The organism is Legionella stuttgartensis (assembly GCF_977063405.2).
On sequence record NZ_CDRUHA020000060.1, the window covers coordinates 634,774 to 658,548 of the forward strand.

Genomic DNA, 23,775 nt, shown 5'->3' on the forward strand with positions numbered 1-23,775 from the left:
TAATAAAACCTTAAGTTTTCTTTTTTATACTTCTTGCTTCAAGTTTGGAATTTAATAAAAACAAAAGGAGAATAAAAGTGTCGTATACTCACCATCATAATCATGATCGAGCTACTGGTGTTCATTCTGGGGGCGCTCATAATCACCATCATCAGGGGCCTCGTGTTATAACTCAACCATATACACCTGTTGTTACTACATCCTATAATCCGCGAGTTCACGTTCATACAACTCGTTCTCCTCAGTTGGCAGTAGTCTCTACTCCCGGTTATCGCTCGAATTATTACTATTCTGGAGGTACTGGAGTACTCGTAGGTTCTTTGATCATCCTTCCTATTATTGTTTTGGCCTTGATATTCAAGCTTACTATGGGCTTTACTGCCGCGTCATTAACTACGGCAGGAGTGGCAGGAGCGGGTGTTGCGGGTGCAATTGGTTTGAATGTTGCAACTTTTGGAATTGGTGCACTTGTTTTATATGGCGCATTAGGTTTGGTTTCTTTGTATTCTAGTGCTAAAGAATGCTACAAAAGCGATAAAAATGTATTTGATATGATCAAATCACGAGTTATTAACGAAGATGGATTGAGTTTTAAAGGAGTTATGAAATCTATAGGGGCGGTACTTTGGTCACCATTTTTACTGCTCGGTGGTTTAGCTGGGATGGGCGTTAAATTAGCGGTCAATGCTCGTACTTCAAAATCTTCAAGTACAGAACAGGATGAGGTGGACTTGGATATAAGAGGTTCTTATACTGAGATGAGTAGTGATTTTCCTCCCCAAAATTCTAAAACCCCTCGAAAAGATGTAGAACCAATCTATTCTGAGTTATATACTAAAGCTTCTTCAGACGTTTCTGGTAGCTATCTTTTAGATTCTCAGACATCTTTTGATACTTTAAGTATAAAAAAATAAAGACTTTTTCAATTAAAAGTAAATTACAGGTTTTTGGGTTCGTGGTTACAGAACCCAAAAATCAGAAAAGAAATAGATACTCATTCAGTTCTTAATTAAAATTTCGCCCCATAGTCATACTTGCTCTGTTTGAGATTAGAGGTGTAGTCTGTCTCATAAGCCATTTTCCTCTTAAGTAGCCTATAATTTCATTAATAGTGCTTTGTTGGAGTTTTAATATGGCTTCTAATATATTGAGAATTCCCGAGCATACTATTTTAATAGGGCAAGAGTTAAATGGAACAGAACTAAAGTTTATTTCGAGTCGATTGGAACAATGGTTTACAGATATAGAAAAAAATCGAGCCCTCAATACAGCTGAAACAAATTCTTATTTAACTACTCAATTTCTTTCACATTTCGGACTCAAAAATTCCTCAGAGGTATTTGATTTTCTTAAATCAGCCGGTGGGAGGGCTACATTAACGATGATAGCTCGAGAACTGATAGAAGAAGAGGCACAGATTCAATCTAAGAGAGAACAAAATGCTGAGGAATTGCTTAAAAAGCAACGGTTACTTTATCTTCTGATGGGGTTAATCGCTGATCGGGAAGCTATGGCCAAAAATGTGGACCGACTCGTTAGACTGGAAATGGAAAAATTACTTACAAAGGAGAAGTATGCTGAGACGAGCCAAGAAACAACTTTTGTCCGATCACCAATTGAAATTATAGATGCTATGATTTATTACTACCTTGAGACCATTCAAGCTCTAGATGAAAAACTGGAACAATTGGAATATCAATTAGAAGAAATCGAAGCAGAATTGGCCACGATTGAAGTAGAAGAACAGCGGATGAACGCTTATCACGAAGAACTTCATGCTCATATTGATATATTGGATACCTATTTAAAGCTCCCTATATTGAATCAACCTAAAGAATCGCCTTCAACTGTTGCCGAACGAAGAATAACCGTTCTAATGAAAGATCTTGAAGCGTTTAAAGAACAAGAGAGAATATATAAAAATACAAACTCCGAAGAGAGCAGGCCTCAAGAAATTGAGGAGCGTCGCATTAGTAGACACATTAAAGTACTTGAGCATGAACTCAATTTTCATCAAGTTCATCTGAGCCAAACAGTGACGAATTATGAGGAATTATTTCGTTTAGCTTTAGAACAAACTCGAGCTCAAATACAGGAACTTCAATCGCGACAAACTTATTTCGGACAGTTCGACACTGAAATTGAAGGGTTGCAATTGCGTGAACGAGGATTGGCTTCTGCGTTAAAAGTTATGAGAAACAAGAAAATACTTCTTAACGATCAATTAGAACAAGTTTTTGATTTTACTCAGGCTCGCTTTATTATCAAACCCGAGGATGAAAAACGTCTTATTCAAAAAAGTGATGGTTCATATGCTTTAATCGCACAAGATGTGGATCCTGCGAATTTAACCGAAGAAGATTGGCTACAAGCGAAACTTAATTTTGATCAAACAAAAGCACGTATTCAAACCCCTCGTTTTAATTTTATGGATAAAATACAAGAAAATTTACATAACCAAATTCAGCGCAAAGAGAAACATTTGAAATTAAGGGATGTATTGGTCAATCAAAGATTGGAGATGCGTCAAGCAAGAGAGACTATGGGGCAATGTTTAAACGATGCACAAGCTCAAAAAACACGGATATTAGGTACTCACACACCTACTCCAAAACCTAATCCACAAGGAAGCTATTTGCAAATGGTTGAAAATTTTGAGTTTTTGACAATAAAAGCCCCCAAGAAAGAGGATATAGAAAAAGTACAAAATGTTATTAAGAACTCCTCAATATCTTCTGAAGTTAAAGGAGAGCTTAATAAATTAATCGAAGAGGTTACACCCGAGAAGATTATGGAGCCCGATAGGAGGCTCAAATGGTTGTATAGTGCCAAACGCTTGATAAAGGATGTAGCACCTACGCCTGAGGTGGATGTGACTATGCGAAAAAAAGAGTAACGAAATTTCCCTTAATATAATGTAATTCAGCTCTTATTCATCAGGGATGATGAATGGTTGTAATCCGTGTATAATAGCGGCAATTTATTTTCAGGTTGCTCTATGAATAAACAGGATTTTTACTTTGATTTACCCCCAGAGCTTATTGCGCAGTATCCATTGGCTAATCGCAGTGACTCACGTCTTTTAACCTATGATCGAAAGAAGGGTGAATATGGTCATTACCAGTTTCGTGAAATAGCTGATTTTTTAAATCCTGGCGATTTATTGGTTATGAATGATTCCAAGGTAATTCCAGCCAGACTCTATGGCCATAAAACTACTGGGGGAAAAGTAGAATTATTGGTAGAACGTATTACTGGTGAGTCGACATTTCTTGCTCATATTAAGGCCAGTAAAGCATTAAAAGCTGGCTCAAAGATTAAGTTGGAACAAAATAAAGAAATTGAAGTGATTGATAGACACGATGATTTATTTCTTTGTCAAGCGGATATGGATGTCTTAAATTTATTGAATGGAATAGGACATATTCCATTACCCCCCTACATTACCCGTAATGATGAAACTCTGGATCAGAATCGTTATCAAACAGTTTATGCAAAATACGAAGGATCTGTTGCTGCTCCCACAGCGGGTTTGCATTTTGATGAGCTTGTATTATCCAGCATACGTTCAAGAGGAGTTTCTGTAGCCTATCTTACTTTGCATGTAGGAGCAGGGACATTTAGACCAGTTCGTTGTGATAATATCAAAGATCATAAAATGCATAGTGAGCGCTTTACAATTAGCCCTGAATTATGTGAGGCAGTGCATGCCACAAAAGCTGCAGGAAATCGAGTAATTGCCGTAGGTACAACCGCTTTGCGTAGTCTTGAAAGTGCTGTACAAAATGGAATACTAACTCCATGTAGCAAAGACACAGATATCTTTATTTACCCAGGATATGAGTTTAAGATTTGCGATGGATTAATGACTAATTTTCACTTGCCTGAGTCTACTTTATTAATGCTCGTTTCAGCGTTTATTGGCCATAAACAAGCAATGATGCTTTACCAAGAAGCAATTGAAAAAGGATACAGGTTTTTTAGTTATGGTGACACCAGTTTATTGCTATAAATCAGGAGATCAGGAATGTTGGCTGCAATACAAAATTTTATACCTGTTTTAACTTCTGAAGCAGGTTTGTGTCTTACAACGGCAAATTGGCAAGAGGCAAAGGTTACTGCAGCATCCTATTCATTAGAAAGTTTGTTGTATAAGCCTGGTCGGGATGTACTTCAAAAAATATCTGATTTAGCGAATTATTTGGCATGTCCTGGGATGATGGTAATTAATGCCTCATCACTCATTGCTAATAAAGAAAAAGTTTATGTTCTTAAGTCTCCGTACGATGGTTCTCGAGTCAAATTGACCTCGTGGGAACTCATCGAACTGATTCAGCATCTTAAACCTAATGTAGTACTCTTACCCAAAAATATCATGCGCGATTTCCCGCAAATTTGGGATAATTGGGATGAGAAAATTGTCCCTTTTATTCATAGTGATGATTTCGAAAAGCACGCAGTTATTAAACCACATGGGGTTTATTTTAAGATTTTAAATGAGCCTAATTGGGTTCAATTAGAACAATGGTCCCATATCCCTCGTTATGTAGTGGGGTATTTTGATGCTGAGTTAATCCAACGTTTGCGTCATCTGGAAATAGGATTTATTGAAACGGATGAGCCAGCCCAAGCCGCAATGCAAGGAAGAGTGTATAGTAATACAGGCACTGTGGATCTAATGGATGCAAAAACAGCGATGCAATTTGAACTGATCGATGCGAATTGTGTTTGCCCTACGTGTTCGCAACAATTTACTCGCGCTTATTTGCATCATTTATTGAACCATACTCCTTTGCTATGTCAGCGATTTTTGATTCAGCATAATGTGTTTTATGTGCAGAATTATGGGGTGAGTTGAGGATTTTTTTACCCTCATCCTAGCCCCCTCCCATAAATGGGAGAGGGGCATGCGGTATTCTTTCCATGCATGGAGGGAGCAATTTTCCTCCCTTCTCCCCCTGGGGGAGAAGGGACTCGTCAGAGCGGATGAGAGGCCTCTTATAATATTTGACAGTTTTTCCCATACCAGCTAGCATTACGGGCAATTTGATGGCGCGGGGTGTCGTGATAAACGTCTGAGAAATACCCGTTGAACTTGATCTGGTTCATACCAGCGTAAGAACGCCTTAAATCTGTATTCGTTTTTTGAGCAGTTAATCTCTTAGAGTACTCTGTACCGTATGGTGGGGTAGTCTTTATAAGTTATTCACGGTTCGCAGAATGCAGATTCATTTCTTCTATTAAGTCTTAACGCGATATCTTTAGCCATCCTATTTTATTAATTAATACAAGGAGCTATGGCATGAGCGCGTTATCTACGAGAACTACCCTATTACTTAATTGGTATGCGAACCCTTATCATACCCCCATTTTTGTGGCCCATGCATTAGGCTATTATCAACAAGAAGGTATAAAACTCGCGATTTTAGAGCCCAGCGATCCAAGCGATGTGACTGAAATTGTAGGTATGGGCCATGTTGATTTTGGGGTCAAGGCCATGATTCATACCTTAGCGGCTCGCGCAAAAGGTTATCCTGTTACCTCAATTGGTACCTTATTGGATGAGCCTCCTACAGGTCTGATTGCGCTTAAATCCAGTGGCATCAATTCCTTTCAGGATATTGTTGGCAAACGAGTTGGTTACATTGGGGAGTTTGGTAAAATCATTATCGATAATTTGGCAACGTTAGCGGGAATTGAGCCTTCCAGTTATGAAACAGTTCGCATTGGCATGAATGTTACTGATGCGATTTGTCGTGACATTGTTGATACAGGCATTGGTTTTATTAATTTTCAAAAAGTTGAATTAGAGCATTTACGAGGCGAAACGGTATTTCTGCGTATCGATCAGCTTGCTGGCTTAGGTTGCTGCTGCTTTTGTTCCATTCAATTTATTGTGCCAGAACGCATGTTAAAACAACCTGAAATTCTTAAAGGATTTCTCAATGCTACTCAACGTGGAGCTGCCTTTACCACCGAAAATCCAGATGAAGCCTATGAACTTTTATGTAGGGCAAAACCTCAATTAAGAACCCCTATGTATCATACAATTTTCATCCGTAGTTTACCTTTTTTCTCGCGGACACTTTTAAATGTGGAACGTGATTGGAGTAAAGTAGGGCGTTTCGGCAAGCATTTGGGAATTATCGATGAGTCCTTTGCAGTAAATGCTTGTTATACAAATGAGTTTCTTCCTAAGATGCCTCATTCTGAGCTGGAACCTATTGCGTGTTGTGTTAGTGAGTGAAATTAAGAGCATTGCCTGAATGCAACTGCACTCAGGCTTCCGTCTATTGAGAAAAGTGATTCTAATTAAATGAAAAATGTTGCTGTTGTTGGTGCTGGAATTATGGGGTGTTTATTGGCTTTACGTTTACAAAATGATGGTTGGCAAGTGACATTATTTGAGGCGGAAAGTTTTTTTAATAATTGCAGTAATGCAGCAGCAGGGCTTTTGGCACCCATGTCTGAACTGGATAAAGCGGACCAAGTGATTTTTAATTTGGGAATGGAATCGGTTGACCGCTTATGGGAGTCCATTCTAAATCAATTAGCTGACCCCGTGTATTTTCGCCAAAAAGGATGCCTTGTGGTGCACCATCCTCAAGATAAAGCAGAATGGCAACAATTTAGTGGCAGAATTGTAAATAAATTAAGTGATTCTTGTTATCAGTTACTCACTCAAAATGAACTAAGCCAACTGGAGCCTGAACTGCATCAGTTGAAAATGGCTTATTATTTTCCTAAAGAAGCACAACTTGATAATCAGACCTTGTTGCTGGCACTTAAAAAACATATGTGTCAGTGCGGTGTAATCTGGCGAGATCATACTTTTGTTTCTGGTGTGAGTCCAGGCAAGATAGAAATGGGAGGGAGGTCATATCCATTTGATTTTGTTTTTGATTGCAGGGGGCTTGGGGCGAAAAGTACTTTTCCAAATTTACGTGGGCTTCGTGGAGAACTGCTTTGGCTATATGCACCTGATGTTCAATTAAAAAGACCAATCCGTCTCTTGCATCCACGGTATAATATTTATATTGCACCACGTCCTAATTCTTATTACCTTATCGGTGCCAGCGAATTAGAGACAGAAGATTCCAGTCCCATTTCAGTGCGTACAACACTTGAGTTATTAACTGCGGCATACTATGTGCATCGAGGTTTTGCTGAAGCCCGGGTAATTAAGACTGTGACCCATTGTCGCCCGACTTTAGTGCATCATCAGCCCCGCATAAGATATGCCCCGCAATTTATTGCTGTGAATGGACTTTATCGGCATGGATATTTAATCGCTCCGGCATTAGTAGAGGAAATTCTACGTGGATTAAAGAGCAATCAAAAAGACATTTGTTATCCTGAGCTTTGGGAGGCTTATTCATGATCGTTTATATAAATGATAAACCACTCACTCTTGATTCATCCTGTATCTTACAGGAAATGCTTGAGCAGAGAGTAGGTATTGCCGCACATGTAGCAGTCGCAATAAATAATCAGTTTGTTCCTAAGTATATGTTTTCAAAAACTATATTGTGTGAAGGAGATCGTATTGATTTAATTGTTCCGATGCAAGGAGGATAGGCTATGTGGTATTTAGCAGATAAACCCATAACAAGTCGGTTGCTTTTGGGTACAGCGGGCTATCCATCACTTGAGGTGATGACTGATGCTGTCCGAGCCTCTAAAACCAACGTGATTACGGTGTCTTTAAAACGGCAAATGCCTTGTGATATGGGGGGCGATTTATTTTGGCGAACCATACAGTCTTTGGATTGCAATATACTACCTAATACTGCGGGCTGCCGTGACGCGCAAACTGCGATTACTACAGCCGAAATGGCACGCGAATTATTTCAAACCTCATGGATTAAATTGGAAGTAATAGGAGATGATTACAGTTTACAACCCGATCCTTTCGAATTGTTGCATGCGGCCACCGAATTAGTAAAACGAGGCTTTGAAGTGTTTCCTTATTGTACTGATGATTTAGTTTTATGTCAGCGTTTAGTGGATTGCGGATGTCGGATTTTGATGCCATGGGCCGCTCCTATCGGTTCTGGAAAAGGATTACTTAATCCTTTTGCTTTGGAGACGTTACGGCAACGATTACCTGATGTAACTCTGATTGTCGATGCAGGAATTGGGAAACCCTCTCATGCAGCACGTATTTTGGAATTAGGTTTTGATGCGGTCCTGTTAAATAGTGCAGTTGCTTCATCGATTCATCCAGTGACTATGGCTGAAGCTTTTTCACATGCAGTCATCGCAGGACGCCTTGCTTTTGAAGCAGGTCTTATGCCTGAACGAATTACGGCACAATCGTGTACTCCTTTAATCGACACGCCATTTTGGCATCAGGAGATTGCATTATGACTATTGTGTGGACCAACACTAATAATGAAGCAGATAGACAAACATTTCGCGGCTTGGGTCTTGAGCAAACACTGCAATTTCATAAAGAAAGTCAGCCTGCAGCGATCAAAATAGAAGATCGATTTTCTGCTGAGGACTTTCAGATTCTCAATCATTTTACGGGGCCTGTAGTTCGGGATTTTAACTTATCTTTATCCAAAAATGCTGAAGAAAACAGGAGTAATGTAAGCGCAGGATTTTCTTTTGCCGATGTTTTGGTGCTGAATACACGTGAAACTGAATTTATTTTAAATGGCCAGGTCCGAACACACCAAGCCATGCAAGAAGCGGCACATAAACTCCTAACTCTTGGTGCTAAAAGTGTATTTCTCCTAGGATCGCCTATCCAGAATTCCTCATGGCAGCATGATTATTGGACCAATGGTACTACTTGCTTTTGGCTGACTCAAAATTGTGTTTCTGATGCAAAATACCCAGAACTTCGATCAATTCTCTCCGCGGCAATTACTGGGGCACTGGCTCTTGGTCATTTAATTGAAGATGCATTAATCATTAGTAAAATGTATGTACATCAAGCAATACGTCGAGGACAAAAGAGTGTTTATTACGGTGGTTTTCCAGAGGATGAATCAGATTTACCTTATCTTGCATCTAAACCATTGTACGAAGTGCCGCAACCATTTAAGCCATGTCATCGATTAGGTCTTTATCCGGTGGTTGATCGATTTTCCTGGGTAGAAAGGCTCTTGAATCTTGGGGTAAAAACCATCCAATTACGAATTAAAGAAAAAACAAAGACGCTAGAAGAGGAGATGCGGCAAAGTATTGCTTTGGCTAAAAAGCATCAGGCTACTTTATTTATAAATGATTACTGGGAAATGGCGTTAGAGTTAAATGCAGAAGCAGTACATTTAGGTCAATCTGATTTGGATACAGCAGATCTTGATGCAATTAGAAAACAAGGGCTTTTGCTTGGAGTGAGTACTCATTGTTACTACGAAGTCGCACGAGCGCATGCACTGCGTCCTTCATATATTGCAATTGGACCTGTTTTTCCAACAACAAGCAAAGAAATGTCTTTTGCAGCTCAAGGCATTGAATGCTTACAGCGCTGGAAACGTACGTTAAATTATCCTTTAGTTGCAATAGGGGGAATTAATATTGAGCGTATGCCTAATGTAGTAGCTACAGGTGTTGAAGGTGTTGCTCTTATTTCTGCAATTACAGAAGCTGCAGATCCACAGCAATCCACGCTGAAACTTTTGAGTTTAATGGAACAATGAGAGGCTCAATATGGCTGTTTCATCCGAATTAAAGCGCTATGCACAGCAAATAAAATTAGAAGAAATAGGCCTTCATGGACAAGAAAAACTTCAAAAAGCACGTGTATTATGTGTTGGAGCGGGAGGAATTGGCGCGACGTTACTCCCCTACCTTGCAGGGGCTGGGGTAGGGACCTTAGGCATAATTGATGATGATCGTATTGAAGAAAGTAATTTACATCGTCAAATACTTTATCAGGAAAAAGACATCCACCAACTCAAAGCAACCACTGCAAAAATGAAATTGCAGGCATTGAATTCGAATATTAACATTCAGGCTTATGACGTTCGTTTAAATGATGAGAATGCTGAGGATATAATCTCACAATATGATCTTGTTGCTGACTGTTCGGATAATTTTCATACCCGTTATTTGACCCACGGTATTTGCTATCGCTTGGAAAAACCTTACGTTTATGCCAGTGCATACCAATTCCAAGGTCATTGTTCGTTGTTTTATGGTAGAGAAAATCCATGTTTACACTGTTTGTTTCCAGTAATTCCTGATTCAGTTGCAAATTGTCAGAATGGTGGGGTTTTAGGACCGCTCCCTGGTTTGCTAGGAATTTTGCAAGCCACAGAAATTATCAAATGGATAACTCAAAGTGGTGTTTCTCTATTGAATCGTTTGCTGTGTATCGATTTTTTATCGATGGAAATGAAAAATATTCATTTGGTAAAAAATAAAGAATGTCAGTTCTGTGTTTACGGTCAAGCAATGGAAAAAAATGTTTTTACTCAATGCGTATCATCCTATGACTTGCAGTCTTTTGCAGTATCATCGGATGATTTATCAAGCTTTTTGCACCAATATCCCGATGCATTATTGTTGGATGTAAGAACAGAGGCAGAACATAATAGGTATAATTTAGGTGAACTATTCATTCCACTGTCTGAATTGCCCGATCGCCTTAATGATTTAAATTCTTTGCAGCCCATCCTTATTTATTGTCAATCAGGTCAAAGAAGTCAGCGCGCTCTGATGTTATTAAAAAAGGCTGGGTTTCGTAGCGTTTATCATTTGGCTAATGGACTCGATTCTATGAGTAAGATAAACACCGGGGGGACTAAACCCGGGTTAAGTTTCCTCGATAGCCACTGAGCCCTATATGTTTCGACTTGTTCGCAGCATCGAGGAAAAAGCGAGCTGAGTACCTCAATCCCTGGATCCCGCGGACAAGCCGCGGGACGTGGGTATTGTTATAAATGAAGTTAAACTTAAGTGAATTGCAAGGCGTAGTGAGGGATGTCTAGAAGGGATATGAGTAAAAATCAGGAGATCCTAGGTTTTAGACTCCTCAGGATACCATGGTCTTGAATGCCGCTAGATTTTAATATCATTGTGATGGAAGAAGGACTTTTATTTATGAAAATAATCTTTTTTGAAGTCTGGTAATTTGGTGCCATTATAATTAATAAAAGTCATCATTCCCGTTGCCTCATGATAGAGCATATGGCAATGAAACATCCAGTTTCCTGGATTGTCAGTATCAAATTGTATTTTGACAATGGAATGAGGCAAAACTAAAACCGTGTCTCGCATGGGGCCCTCTTTAAGTAATTGGCCATCAATCTCTGTGACTTCAAATAAATGGCCATGCAAGTGCATTGGATGAGCCATATTCGTTTTATTAATTAAAACGATTTCAATTCGTTTGTTTCTATCAACACGTAATGGAGTAATATCAGGCCAGACTTGATTATTCATTTTCCAAATATAGTTCATCATATCGCCATCTAAAGTAACAGTGAGGGTTTGTTCGGGTTGTTTTACAGGAAGAGGAAATAAGGCGTGGGTTTTCAATTCTTGTTCATTGTTTAGTCCACCTGCGAGTGTAGGTGCTTTTTCGCTAACTGCTATTTTAGAAGCGCCTGGAGTAGATAAAATGAGTCCTGTTTGCAGTTGGGTTCCAGCTCCTTGAGCAAGAATAGGATATGCGCCTTCACCTTTAGGAATTTTGATGAGAATATCAACACGTTGTCCAACCGCCAGTTGAAATTGATTCCCTTCTATTTCTTGGATAGGTTGTCCATCAACAGCAATTGCTTTGCCTGTAAGTTTGCCTAAATTGATAAAAAAATTAGTCATTGCTGCGCCATCAATAATGCGGAGTCGAACTGTTTCTCCGCTGGAGACAGGAATAATTTCCGGATTAGAAAGACTATGATAATTTGTTAGAAAAGCATCATAAGTCACATCATTTAAATCAGGTTTTGAAGCTTTAGAGGCATTGTCAATCGACTTGTTATACGTGGGTGTTTTTTGCTTCATACTATCCATTGCTTTTAGCGGCATAGATCCTTTGTTTTTTAATTCATATAACAGCGTTTTAGGTTTTTTATAACTATAATCGGCAAGAAATAAAACCACATCGTGTTCTTTATTCTTTTCATTAGGGTTGGTAATGATAAATGGAGCGGAAAGAAAGCGTTGAACCTGTAAATCAAAATGCGAGTGCATCCAATAAGTGCCTGATTGGTGTAGTTTAAACCGATAATGAGATTCACCACCTGCAGGGATTGGGAGTTGCGTTACATAAGGCACTCCATCTTGTGAGTTAGGTAAAATTAACCCATGCCAATGAATTACTGTTGGTTTATCGGTGGTATTTTTAACAATTGTATCAAAGTATTGTCCTTGTACTCCACGATACCCCCAAGTTCCATCGGGTTGCTCAATTTTGAATACTTCTGTTTTTTTCCCGTGAATGACAAGAGGTACTTTTTTTATAATAAGGACTGTGGGTTGTTTGGTATTATCTGCAGCATTGGGATTTATTACTGTCGATGAGTAACTTGATAGCAAATAGGTCATTATAAATAAAAAAATAAAGACCTTAAATTGGTTCATTTGAATTCCCTTTTAAATGCTTATAGAAAATTATAGTTCAAAATAAAAACTACTATTGTGAAAAACTGTTTTAATTTCCGCGTTGATTCATTTACCTTAAGACCAATTCGCTATATGATGTCACGCGATTATCAATAGTAGATTAAAGGAGACAATATGAGTTTTTTTATTAGTGATGCTCTAGCTGCAGCGGGGACTACAGCAGCGCCTCAAGCAGATGGAACTTTTTCGCTCATTATGATCGCCGCTATTTTTGTGTTGTTCTACTTTATGCTTATAAGACCCCAAAACAAAAGAGCAAAAGAACATCGTGATTTAATAAGCCGCTTAAAGAAAGGCGATGAGATTATTACCTCAGGCGGTATATTAGCTAAAGTAGTTAGTTTAGATGAGCAATATATGAAGATCAGTCTTGCCGAAGGTGTCGAGATTAATATACAAAGAGGTGCTGTGAGCACAGTATTGCCCAAAGGCACTTTAAAATCGCTTTAAGAAGGTCAGGACACGGAAATGCAAAATAAATATCCTTTATGGAAAAACCTGCTGCTGATTATCATTGCAGTGGTTGGGTTTATTTACGCCATACCCAATTTGTATACAGAAAATCCTGTAGTACAAATTTCGTCTGAAACACCTGTGGATTATGATGAACTAAAAAACCAGGTAGAAGATATCTTAAAAAAAGGTAATCTATCTTATAAATCACTCATCACTCAAGGTGAGTCCGTTGAAGTTATATTTTCATCTACTGATTCCCAGTTGTTAGCTCGCGATGCCATTAAGAATGCTTTGGGATCTCAATATACTGTAGCCTTGAATTTGGCTCCATCTACACCAAGATGGTTGGACTCTATTCGTGCGGCCCCAATGAAACAAGGTCTTGACTTACGCGGAGGAGTACACTTTCTGTTAGAAGTTGACGTGGAAAGTGTGATTAGCCGTCGTTATGAAGGGGTAATGAAAAATATCAGTCAAGAATTGCGAGAGCTTGGTATTCGTTATACCGGTATTCGTTATGTAGCAGACAAAGGCGTAAGTTTACATTTCCGTGATAGCGAGTCGATGAATAATGCCTATTTGGGCTTAAAGGAAAAAATCCCTGATCTTGTTTTTGTAAAAAGTAAAACAAGCAATGAAATTTTAGTGTCGATTTCACCCGTTGAGTTAAACAATACCCGTCAAAATACCATTGAACAAACAATGAGTATTTTACGAAATCGAGTTAATGAGTTAGGCGTTGGTGAAGCGGTAGTGCAACAACAAGGGGCAACCCGTGTAGCTGTTGACTTACCTGGAATTCAAGATGCAGCTCGTGCTAAGCAAATTCTTGGTGGAACTGCAACCTTACAATTCTATATGGTAGATCAAGATAATGACCCGCAAATTGCGAAACAAACTGGGGCTATTCCTGTCAATGATAAGTTACTGATAATGGATGGACGTCCTATTCTGTTAAAAAGACAAGTGGTATTGAGTGGTGATTCAATTACCTCAGCAGTTTCCAGTTATGATCAGCAGTCAGCGACTCCAGCAGTACAAATACAACTTGGTGGGGGCGGGGAAAGTTTGTTTACCAAAGTAACTCGCGAGAATATTGGTAAACGTATGGCCATTGTTTATGTTGAAACAAAAAATTCCATTCAAACTGTAAATGGAGTGGAAAAAAGAGTTACTCATAGAGAAGAGCGTGTTATTAGTGCTCCAGTCATTCAAAATGCTTTGGGTAATAATTTCCAAATTACTGGCCTTACTGATAGTAAAGAAGCAAGTAATTTGGCGTTATTGCTTCGAGCAGGGGCTTTGCCTGCTGCGATCTATCCAATAGAAGAACGCACCGTAGGACCGACTTTAGGTAAAGAAAATATCCGTAGAGGTATTATTTCATTGCAAGTTGGCATGGGCTTAATCCTCATCTTGATGTTGGTTTATTACCGTCTTTTTGGTCTTATCGCTAATATTGCGCTGCTGCTTAACTTGGTTCTGCTTTGTGCATTATTGTCTGTGATCGATGCAACCTTAACCCTTCCAGGTATTGCCGGGATTGTATTGACGGTAGGTATGGCGGTAGATGCTAACGTACTGATTTATGAACGTATTCGCGAAGAGTTGCGGCATGGATTATCACCTCAGGCTGCAATTAATGCAGGATATGAGCGTGCATTTTCTACGATTCTTGACGCAAACGTGACTACCTTAATCGTAGCAATCATTTTGTTTGCTGTGGGTACAGGACCAGTACGTGGATTTGCTGTAACGCTTTCTTTAGGATTGCTGACCTCCATGTTAACGGGTATTACGTACACTCGAGGAATTGTAAATTGGTATTATGGTGGTAGGGCTGTTAAAAAATTATCTATTGGTATTTAAGGCGAGGCTCAGATGGAATTTTTTAATCCAAATTCAAATGTGGACTTTATGGGTGCTCGTCGTTGGACGGCGAGCTTCTCCATATTGATCTTTGTACTTTCTATTGGTGCTTTAGCGATTCATGGTTTGAAGTGGGGACTTGATTTTACGGGTGGAACTCAAATAGAAGTTTCATATTCTTCTGCTGCAGATTTACCTTCAATCAGGGAAAGCTTGAGTAAGGCAGGATTTAAGGAAGCTCAGGTAGTGAGCTATGGTACTTCTAAAGATGTATTAATTAGTATTGCTCCTCGAGAAGACAAAGAACAGGCTCGCTTGGTTGATCAGGTCATGAGTGCTCTGCCTGGGGCCGCAAAACAAAGAGTCGATTTTGTTGGGCCACAAGTAGGGCAAGAGCTAGCGACTAAAGGAGCCCTGGCTGTCGTTGTTTCTTTGTTAGCAACGATGATTTATATTGCCATGCGTTTTGAATACCGACTTGCAGTGAGTTCTGCTGTTGCCTTGGTCCATGATCCTGTGTTGATCCTGGGTATCTTTGCTTTTTTTGGTATTGAGTTTGATCTTAAGGCATTGGCGGGTTTGTTAGCAGTCATTGGGTATTCGTTAAATGATACCATTGTAGTTTTTGATAGGGTGCGTGAGAATTTCGTGAAAATTCGTCGTGCCAGCTCTATAGAAATTATGAATATTTCGATTAACCAAACTTTATCACGTACCATCATGACGTCCATGTTGACGCTCTTTGTGGTGGTTGCTCTGTTTATTTATGGCGGTGAAGCCATTCATGGATTTTCTCTGGCATTGATCATTGGTATTGTGATAGGTACTTATTCCTCTATCTATGTTGCGGGAGCTTTAGCAGTAGCAATGGGGCTTGATCGAAAAGACTTCATGCCTAGTCAGCGCAAAGAAGTGGATAATCGACCCTAATACATAACCTGGGTGTAGCACAGCATGACCCAGGAACTCGGAAATGCAATGATATTGCATCGCAATACGAAATGCATTTCTGAGTTTTTCTTACCCCCCATTGTATTTTCAACAGAAACAGCTTATACAAGGGAGAATGAGTCTCCTAAAGCCTCTTCCTCTTTTGAGGTTTTTCTTGCGTCTTTTTCTTGCTCGACTCCAGTGGATTCAGGTGTTTGAGTGGAGCGAGTTGCCAATTGTTTTTTTAATTCTTCAAGCACTTCAGAGGGAATTTGCATGGGAGTGTTACTGTCTTTTACCTCTTCTCCTTCAATACGAATTTCACCTTCTTCAGTTATTTCAAGAATTTTTTTAGTACACCCTTCTGGTAGAGCATTCTCAGCAACCCATTGAATAGGAATGCCCGCAATGATTGTAGCCCCATCAACAATACGTATTCCATCAATAGGAGCAAGCTCTGGTGTTTTACTGTAGTGACGACTTATGAGCGAGCAAATAGACCAAAGTAAATTATATGCGGCATCAAAAGGGAAACCTATTCCTATTCCTACGCCTTGTCCAAGATATCCCGCTGCAGTTCCCATAAGATGAGCCAAACTGATTGTACAAAAAGATGTAAAGAGTTTCGTTGCAATTACTGGTGCAAAGAGGGCGACGCCTGTTGCTCCTGCTGGACTGAAAATCAATAAGGTGCTTCCAACTAGAGCAGTTAATTGAACCCGAGGGGATATCGCCGTTGTTGAGTTAGTAGCTCCCTCTGCTATTACGACACCTACAGTGGCTCCTACGTATGCAAAGGCAGCGCCAAATAATGGTTGCGTGATGGAGATGACGGGAAATTTGGTGATTTGTTCTGGGACTTCTTTTTTATGGCACATTTCCCCTAAATAATCTGTAAACTGTTTCCATTCTTTCTCGCTAAATGGCTTAAGTCCTTCCTTTTGGAGAAACACATTCGCATGCTCTAGGGCATGGGGCGTTTTTATAAGCCGCTCTGCAGTTAAAAAACATGTTTCTTTATCTTCCTCATCCAGGAAGTTTTCATCAGTTATTCCCAAATTATTCTCAATGATGCGGTATAAGGCAGAATTTCGTTTTGAACTCCCGATTTGGGATTGTACATACAGGCCTGCTGCAATCATAAATCGTGCAGCAATGATATATACTTGTCGTTGTGCCGGAGTTTTGATGTCTTGTTCGTGAAGTAAATGTATTTTAAGAACTGTGTTTATTTTTTCTAAAAATGAAACCTGCTTGCTTCTACTGACAACATCTGTTCCTCCAAAAAAAACAGGTGTTCCTATCATCGAAGGTTTTTCATTCAAATCAACATGTTTTTCTTCTTCATAGGCTTTACGTAGGCTGTTAAATTTTTCAATACGTCCCGGTATAAGAATAAAGTGCATGATAACCCCCCGTCCATTGGCATTCTGGTATGTAATATTCGTGTGTAATTCCTTTTGTATATTTTATCTTACTTCGTAATTGTATAAATGCAATGTTATTTGATTATTTTTTACTAAATTGCTTCAATATATTGAAAGGTTATATTTTATTTAGTGATTAAGCTTTTGAAATGATGCATTTTTTCAGGATTATGATACTTTAAACTTAATGATTATAGTTATAGTAGATGTGCTGGGTATGTAAGTCGTTTAATTTGGGGGCCCAAGTTAGGCGCTACTTGTTGCCTGAGCTGTATTTTACAGGAACAGAGAAGGTGATTGAATTGACAAATGATATAAAAATAGTGAGTGTCATGGAAAGGCTGAAACATTTATTTCTGCTTCTTCGTGTGTCCCACTGGGCCAAAGCCGTCTTTGTGATGCTGGGATTTTGTTATACACCTACTCCTGGATATTTTATACCTGCTTTACTCGCTTCTTTAGCCTTTTGCCTGATTTCAAGTGCCATATACATTTATAACGACCTTGAAGACAGAACCGAAGACAGCTTGCATCCCCACAAACGCCATAGGCCAATAGCAAGTGGAAGCGTTTCTGTTTCTGAAGCAATTTTTATGTTGTTTTTATTGCTACTCACTGGACTTACTTTAGGTTGGTTAATTTCTAAAAAACTAGCGATTATACTCTGTATTTATTTAGTCATTAATGTTGCCTACAATCATCTGTTCAAGTTGATTCCTATTGTTGATGTACTCTGCATTGCTGCTGGATTTATGCTGCGGGTATTAGCCGGGACGTTGGGTATCGGCTTACCCATTTCTATTTGGTTAATTGTTGCAGCAACATTGCTTAGTCTTTTTATTGCTTTAAACAAGCGACGAATGGAAATGCAGTTAGGTCTAAAGCATGCAACACGTCAAGTATTGAAGAAGTATAATCCTTTAATACTTCATTGGCTTATTCTGGTAATTGGTTTTACCACTTTCCTTACCTACGTTTTCTATATTATTTATGCTCGAGATGAATCATTTTATTTTATGCTAACCGTTCCCTTTGCAGCGATCGCATTGTGGCGTTTTGCCTGGCTTGCAACGCAAGACATTGAAAATGATGACCCCGTGATTGTTTTTTTAAGTGATCGATTATCACGAATTAATCTTTGGTGTTTTGTAGTTTTAACGTTTATGGCTTTAGCTCAATGAAATCTGGAGTGCATTGGTATGACAGCACTCTAATTTTAATCTTTGTTTATTTATTTGTTCTCCAGGTCCAAGCAATTTGGCCATTTACTATCGATGATATGTATATTTCTTTGCGCTATGCCAAGCATTGGGCTGCTGGAGAGGGCATATTATGGAATCTGCATGACTCTCCAGTGGAAGGATATTCTAACTTTAGCTTTGTTGCTCTAGGCGCTTTAACCCTCTTATTAAAAGGTAACCCGGTAATTGCTTTAAAAATGGCTGGTCTATTAGGGCTGCTTTTTACGTGTTCCTTCATTTTTTTAATTAGCCGACTTTGGCTTTCCATACGTGAATCCCTTCTTCCATGTATGGGCTTATTATTTTATAAAGGACAAATTATATGGGGGACTAGTGGTTTAGAAACTACAGTATATGAGGCACTTATATGTGGAGCCGTATATTGCTGTTTTAGAGGTATGGGGTATAACCTTTTTCCTAATGTACGCGCAACCCCAAGAAAAGCTTATTTTGTAAGCGCTGGAATTTTGCTTGCTCTGGCTGGAATAACAAGACCCGAAGCACCTGCATTTATTTTATTGTTTTTTATTTTGATGTGTTGGGATAGGCCTAAAGAAAAAATAGAACAATACTGGCATGGAGTATTACTTTTTTGTCTAAGCCTCATACTGTTTTATGGACCTTATTTTTTTTGGCGTCTCACTTATTTTGGATATTTGTTTCCTAACTCAGTTTATTGTAAAGGACTATCTCAATCGCTCTCTTTTTCTTTGGATATTCATTACCTCAAATTAATTTGGCCTCTAGCTCTGATATCTTTGCCTGCCTGCATCAAGTCTCAAGATAAACGACATTATTTTTTATGGTTACCCAGTCTTGTTTACCTAATTATATTAGCAGATGCGGATCCTGTGGTGGCGTTTGATAATCGACTCTTTTTACCTGCTTTTGCTCTGTTGTTTCCCTTGGTAGTACAAGGTATTCGTAGAATAGTGCTTGTAATTAGACAAAAGGAAGATTACATTTTTGCATCGCTTTTTTATTTAAGTTTTTTTGTTGTTTTGTTTCTATTTGTCCCAGCCATGAGTTTGGCCGATTACCGATACTTTACCCAAAATCCAGTCAAAGGCGAACAATTACGTACTAAGGTAGTAGATTGGTTAAATAGTCATGCCGCTCCCAGCGATTGGGTGGTATTAGCGGACAACGGGTTGATTCCTTATGCCAGTCCATTAAATTATATTGATTCATACTGTTTAAATAATTTGACAATGGCCCACTATTCGAAAAAACAGATGTATGAGCAATTTTGTAGTGAAGTTTTGCATAAAAAGCCAGCATTTATCATTTTAACTTCGCTTATTGAGCAAGGAAGAGTAATATATACCCCGAGCGATGTTTGTTTAAAAACAGCTTTGAGCAACAATCACGACTATAAACTAAGTAAGACTTATGTGAGCAATAATCGTGATTCAATTTATCGCTATGAAATATATGAAAATTCCTCTTCTCTTTCATCAGAAAAGAAATAGATGTGAATTAAGGATTACCACGGTTCGTAGTGATTTTTGATGAGATACATATCAACATAGTGTACTATCTTATGATAATAAGAAATAAAATGAGTGAAGGATGATTCTTGTATGATACACAAAATGCCAATATTTCTGCAAAAACTGCATAAAAAATTACCAGTTTTTCTCTGCGATATTCTTGCTATTCCGGTGGCTTGGTATACAGCATATTGGTTGCGTTATAATATGCACCCATCGGCGAAAATATTTACTTCAATGCATTTCGTTATTGCCTTGGCTCTGTTAACAACGATTCAAGTTTCTTGTTACTTCTATTTTAAGACATATCGTGGCCTGTGGCGCTTTTTTTCATTGAACGACGTCATGCGGATTTTAAAAGCTACCCTTTCGGCTACAGTATTGGGAATCCCAGTTTTATATGTTGCATCAATACTTCATGAAGTTCCGCGCTCTGTATTTCCTTTATATTGTCTGATTTTAACCACTCTTCTTTGTAGTTTTAGAATATTGAGAAGAATTTATTGGGATAAGCGAGCTAAGTGGAATAAGTCAACTGAAATGAAACGAGTCCTCATTATCGGAGCAGGTATGGCTGGCGAAGGACTTGGTCGTGATTTAAAACGTTCCAATCAGTATATCCCTGTAGGGTTTATTGACGATAATTTAGCAAAACGTGGTTTAGAGGTTCATGGAATTCCTGTTTTGGGAACGACTAGCCAAATTGCTGAGCGAGTCAAAGAATATGATATTGATTTGATTTTTATTGCTATTCCATCAGCAAGTTCTTCATTAATGCGCCGTATTGTAACCTGTTGTGAGGAAACCCAAACACCATTCAGCACTCTCCCAGGTCTTAATGCTTTAGCGGCAGGAAGAGTAGAGGTTAATGCATTAAGACCCGTTAATATTGAAGATTTGTTAGGTAGGGATCAGGTTAGCTTGCAATGGGACCGATTAACAGCGGGCATCGCTGGAAAGCGAGTATTGGTTACTGGAGGGGGAGGCTCAATTGGTTCAGAGCTATGTCGACAAGTTTTAGCCCTTAAACCTAAGAGTTTGGCGATAGTCGAAAACAGCGAGTTTAATTTATATCAAATTGAACTCGAGCTGAGAGAAAGTTTCCCAGACATTCCTTTAGAACTTAAATTGATCAGTGTTACCGATGAAGTAGCGATTAATCATCTCTTTGCTGATTTTCTCCCGGAAATAGTGTTTCATGCGGCAGCATACAAGCATGTTCCGCTGTTACAAGATCAAATACGAGTTGCTGTGATAAATAATGTACTTGGAACTCAGATTGTTGCCAAGGCTAGCATTACTGTTGGTGTTGGAAAGTTCATTTTGATTTCTACGGATAAAGCAGTAAATCCAACCAACATTATGGGAACTACCAAGCGAGTTGCTGAGATTTATTGTCAGAACCTGAATGGACGGGTTAACACCCAATTCATTACAGTGCGTTTTGGAAATGTTTTAGGTTCTGCGGGAAGTGTTGTCCCATTATTTCAAAAACAATTACAAAGTGGTGGTCCGATAAAAGTAACTCATCCAGATATGCAACGGTATTTTATGACCATTCCTGAAGCATGTCAGTTGATTTTACAGGCTATGGTCAACGGAACAGGAGGAGAAATTTTTGTTCTGGACATGGGTGAGCCTGTTAAAATCAGCTATTTGGCAGAGCAAATGATTCGCTTAGCAGGGAAGGAGCCAGGGAAGGATATTATGATTGAGTACACTGGATTACGCCCCGGAGAGAAATTATTTGAAGAATTGTTCCACGAGTCTGAACAATTGGCTTCTACGGAACATGAAAAATTGTTTAAAGCAAAATTCCGCGAGCTCAATTGGGACGAGTTAATTCAGACTATGCGTTTGTTAAATACAGCGTGTCAGGAAAATCAGAACGATGAATTGTTTATCTTATTAAAGAGCTTAGTCCCTGAGTTAAATACCGACAGTGTAGTATCGGTAAATTAATGGGTATGAATCGGTTTTCTGATTTATGAGGAAGAGGTTTCAAATGATTATATCGTTCGATGATTTTGCTAAAGTTGAATTGCGCTCAGGTACCGTTGTTAAAGTGGAAGAGTTCCCTCGTGCAAAGAAGCCGGCTTATAAAGTATGGGTAGATTTTGGTAAAGAGATAGGTGTATTACAAACCTCTGCTCAAGTGACGGCACATTATACTCCTGAAACCTTATTAGGGCGTTCCGTAGTAGGGTGTGTCAATTTAGGTGAAAAAAATATTGCTGGTTTTACCTCCCAATTTTTGCTGGTGGGATTTTCTGATGAGAATGGGGCGATATGCCTCATAAGATCCGAGCCTAAAGTCCCTAATGGACAAAAGTTGCATTAATTTTTTAGTGAACTTAAAGATGAAGCTTTTTGGGACTAGCCTCCAAAATTTCGAGTTGTTCACTTAAAGGGAGAATATCTTTTCTTTTTAGATATTTTTTAATTTCGGGTAGATTTTCTGCCCATTCTAGATAACTTTTCAAGCTGGTATAAGTTTCTTGATTCCCCTTAAACAGATCATTTTCGTCTATTAATCTCTTAGGTCTAAGTAAGTCAGCTACTTTTACCTCAGAATGAAGTAGATTCTTATCATACAAAAAACAAATCAATTTATACAAAGATAATGAGGAGGGCTTATAATGGCCGCTATTATTATCGATTGAAGTGACTTTCCCATTTTCAACTAACCACATTCCTGCACCTCTAACCTTTTTACCGGAAGTCATCGTTGAATGATGATAGGTACCAGATTCATGAACATGGGTGAAAAAATGATTCTTATCTTTTGCATCCCAGACAAATGCAGCTGCACCCAGCGGGCAGCCTATTTTAAAAACAAAATCATCTAATTTATTTGTATTTAATTCAAATTCATCTTCGGAATTTATTCTTTTAGCCATTAATTTATAATCTCTATCCACATTTACAATATGCACCGATTGATTTTCTGGGGATTCATAACTTACTGGACCCATTTTATTTTTATAATAACCACGCCAATTATCACTTAAATCTCTGGTTGCCGTGCTGAGTGGATGTTTTTCTAACCAAAGAAAAAATGGGGCCTTAGTGCGGCTTTTAATCCATTGGTAAAAGGCCGCATTCATTGGATACTCTGCTGGGTTGCGTTTATTTTTTAAGTCCTTCAGCATAAATTCAATAGGTCGATGAACTGGATCTTGTTTTTCTAATAAGGTGCCACTACTTAGGCGAAAAAATTTCTGTTTATTATGTTCTTTTTCTTCAGTCTTAATTGTTTTAAGTAATGATTTCTTACCTACATATTTAGGATTTGCATGTATATAATACTCATTTAATTTATTTAGATAATTTATTTTTTTGATTGCTCTCTGCTGTAATCCATGAATCCATGGATCTATGGAACCTTTAAGACGTGTATCTTTTCGTGGTTCTTTAGAAGTTGAATATATAGCTGCACAGGGTATTTCATCTTCGATTACATTTTCTTGTTGTTTAGTTATAAATTGATTGCCTAAATATTCCTTATACACTTGAGCAAGCTCTGCTATTTGTGCTAATTTTTTTTGCCTCTTGGGGATATTTTTTAAGTTTGCTTTTGAAATATTATGATATTCTTCTAATAGTTTAGATAATTTGTTAATTAGTTCTTCAGCATTGTGATCATCATGTTGTTTACAACTTTTTAAAATCAGAAGCCAATCATCAAGGGCGTAAACATCTTGCCATATAGCCATGGATTAAAACCTATACTCTAAACGTGTACAAAAACAGATTATACAATTCAATTATAAT

At 38.5% G+C, this 23,775-nt stretch carries 20 protein-coding genes and 1 riboswitch; of the genes, 17 read left to right on the top strand and 3 right to left on the bottom strand.

Annotated elements, in window-relative coordinates:
• Window positions 1-77: 77 nt before the first annotated feature.
• The 10 genes from ACWTEW_RS22115 to ACWTEW_RS22160 all read left to right on the top strand — a co-directional run bounded on the left by ACWTEW_RS22115 (window position 78) and on the right by ACWTEW_RS22160 (window position 10,794).
• On the top strand, window positions 78-914 hold the full coding sequence (locus ACWTEW_RS22115) for a hypothetical protein (RefSeq protein WP_454780670.1): 837 nt from the start codon (window positions 78-80) through the stop codon (window positions 912-914).
• Window positions 915-1,132: 218 nt separating this feature from the next.
• On the top strand, window positions 1,133-2,896 hold the full coding sequence (locus ACWTEW_RS22120) for a hypothetical protein (RefSeq protein WP_454780671.1): 1,764 nt from the start codon (window positions 1,133-1,135) through the stop codon (window positions 2,894-2,896).
• A 102-nt stretch (window positions 2,897-2,998) separates the two neighbouring features.
• On the top strand, window positions 2,999-4,012 hold the full coding sequence (queA, locus tag ACWTEW_RS22125; RefSeq protein WP_454780672.1) for a tRNA preQ1(34) S-adenosylmethionine ribosyltransferase-isomerase QueA: 1,014 nt from the start codon (window positions 2,999-3,001) through the stop codon (window positions 4,010-4,012).
• A gap of 15 nt (window positions 4,013-4,027) precedes the next feature.
• Window positions 4,028-4,858: a queuine tRNA-ribosyltransferase gene (locus ACWTEW_RS22130; RefSeq protein ID WP_454780673.1), complete on the top strand. Its 831-nt coding sequence runs from the start codon at window positions 4,028-4,030 to the stop codon at window positions 4,856-4,858.
• 187 nt (window positions 4,859-5,045) lie between these two features.
• Window positions 5,046-5,139: riboswitch (TPP riboswitch) on the top strand.
• 163 nt (window positions 5,140-5,302) lie between these two features.
• On the top strand, window positions 5,303-6,247 hold the full coding sequence (locus ACWTEW_RS22135) for an ABC transporter substrate-binding protein (protein WP_454780674.1): 945 nt from the start codon (window positions 5,303-5,305) through the stop codon (window positions 6,245-6,247).
• A 69-nt stretch (window positions 6,248-6,316) separates the two neighbouring features.
• A complete protein-coding gene (locus ACWTEW_RS22140; RefSeq protein WP_454780675.1) occupies window positions 6,317-7,381 on the top strand; it encodes an FAD-dependent oxidoreductase in 1,065 nt (354 codons plus the stop codon).
• Window positions 7,378-7,578: a sulfur carrier protein ThiS gene (gene thiS, locus ACWTEW_RS22145; RefSeq protein ID WP_454780676.1), complete on the top strand. Its 201-nt coding sequence runs from the start codon at window positions 7,378-7,380 to the stop codon at window positions 7,576-7,578. The genes ACWTEW_RS22140 and thiS overlap by 4 nt, the downstream gene beginning before the upstream one ends.
• A 3-nt stretch (window positions 7,579-7,581) precedes the next feature.
• The gene (locus ACWTEW_RS22150) at window positions 7,582-8,370 is read left to right on the top strand and encodes a thiazole synthase (RefSeq protein ID WP_454780677.1); all 789 of its coding nucleotides are present in this window, start codon (window positions 7,582-7,584) and stop codon (window positions 8,368-8,370) included.
• Window positions 8,367-9,653: a thiamine phosphate synthase gene (gene thiE, locus ACWTEW_RS22155; RefSeq protein ID WP_454780678.1), complete on the top strand. Its 1,287-nt coding sequence runs from the start codon at window positions 8,367-8,369 to the stop codon at window positions 9,651-9,653. The genes ACWTEW_RS22150 and thiE overlap by 4 nt, the downstream gene beginning before the upstream one ends.
• 10 nt (window positions 9,654-9,663) lie before the next feature.
• On the top strand, window positions 9,664-10,794 hold the full coding sequence (locus tag ACWTEW_RS22160; protein ID WP_454780679.1) for a ThiF family adenylyltransferase: 1,131 nt from the start codon (window positions 9,664-9,666) through the stop codon (window positions 10,792-10,794).
• A gap of 258 nt (window positions 10,795-11,052) precedes the next feature.
• Here the strand turns inward: ACWTEW_RS22160 and ACWTEW_RS22165 are convergent, their stop codons facing one another.
• On the bottom strand, window positions 11,053-12,543 hold the full coding sequence (locus ACWTEW_RS22165) for a multicopper oxidase family protein (RefSeq protein WP_454780680.1): 1,491 nt from the start codon (window positions 12,541-12,543) through the stop codon (window positions 11,053-11,055).
• A gap of 156 nt (window positions 12,544-12,699) precedes the next feature.
• Between ACWTEW_RS22165 and yajC the strand changes: the two genes are divergently transcribed.
• Genes yajC through secF form a run of 3 tightly spaced genes read left to right on the top strand, consistent with a single transcriptional unit; the run spans window position 12,700 to window position 15,840 of the window.
• A complete protein-coding gene (gene yajC, locus ACWTEW_RS22170; protein WP_454780681.1) occupies window positions 12,700-13,035 on the top strand; it encodes a preprotein translocase subunit YajC in 336 nt (111 codons plus the stop codon).
• Window positions 13,036-13,053: 18 nt separating this feature from the next.
• On the top strand, window positions 13,054-14,910 hold the full coding sequence (secD, locus tag ACWTEW_RS22175) for a protein translocase subunit SecD (RefSeq protein WP_454780682.1): 1,857 nt from the start codon (window positions 13,054-13,056) through the stop codon (window positions 14,908-14,910).
• 12 nt (window positions 14,911-14,922) lie between these two features.
• Entirely contained in the window at window positions 14,923-15,840 is a 918-nt protein-coding gene (gene secF, locus ACWTEW_RS22180; protein ID WP_454780683.1) for a protein translocase subunit SecF, read from the top strand.
• 122 nt (window positions 15,841-15,962) lie between these two features.
• On the opposite strand, the gene ACWTEW_RS22185 is transcribed toward secF, so the two are convergent.
• Window positions 15,963-17,246, bottom strand: a complete 1,284-nt coding sequence (locus ACWTEW_RS22185; protein WP_454780684.1) for a hypothetical protein — start codon at window positions 17,244-17,246, stop codon at window positions 15,963-15,965.
• Window positions 17,247-17,560: 314 nt separating this feature from the next.
• Here ACWTEW_RS22185 and ACWTEW_RS22190 point away from each other — a divergent pair, with 314 nt between their 5' ends.
• The 4 genes from ACWTEW_RS22190 (at window position 17,561) to ACWTEW_RS22205 (ending at window position 22,342) form a co-directional block, all read left to right on the top strand.
• The gene (locus ACWTEW_RS22190) at window positions 17,561-18,448 is read left to right on the top strand and encodes a decaprenyl-phosphate phosphoribosyltransferase (protein ID WP_454780685.1); all 888 of its coding nucleotides are present in this window, start codon (window positions 17,561-17,563) and stop codon (window positions 18,446-18,448) included.
• A complete protein-coding gene (locus tag ACWTEW_RS22195; RefSeq protein ID WP_454780686.1) occupies window positions 18,445-19,980 on the top strand; it encodes a protein LphB in 1,536 nt (511 codons plus the stop codon). The genes ACWTEW_RS22190 and ACWTEW_RS22195 overlap by 4 nt, the downstream gene beginning before the upstream one ends.
• A gap of 111 nt (window positions 19,981-20,091) precedes the next feature.
• Window positions 20,092-21,963 carry a polysaccharide biosynthesis protein gene (locus ACWTEW_RS22200; protein ID WP_454780687.1) on the top strand — a complete coding sequence of 624 codons (1,872 nt, stop codon included), beginning with the start codon at window positions 20,092-20,094 and terminating at the stop codon, window positions 21,961-21,963.
• 43 nt (window positions 21,964-22,006) lie between these two features.
• Window positions 22,007-22,342: a tRNA-binding protein gene (locus ACWTEW_RS22205; RefSeq protein WP_454780688.1), complete on the top strand. Its 336-nt coding sequence runs from the start codon at window positions 22,007-22,009 to the stop codon at window positions 22,340-22,342.
• 13 nt (window positions 22,343-22,355) lie between these two features.
• On the opposite strand, the gene ACWTEW_RS22210 is transcribed toward ACWTEW_RS22205, so the two are convergent.
• Window positions 22,356-23,717 carry a hypothetical protein gene (locus ACWTEW_RS22210; RefSeq protein ID WP_454780689.1) on the bottom strand — a complete coding sequence of 454 codons (1,362 nt, stop codon included), beginning with the start codon at window positions 23,715-23,717 and terminating at the stop codon, window positions 22,356-22,358.
• Between the last annotated feature and the right edge of the window lie 58 nt (window positions 23,718-23,775).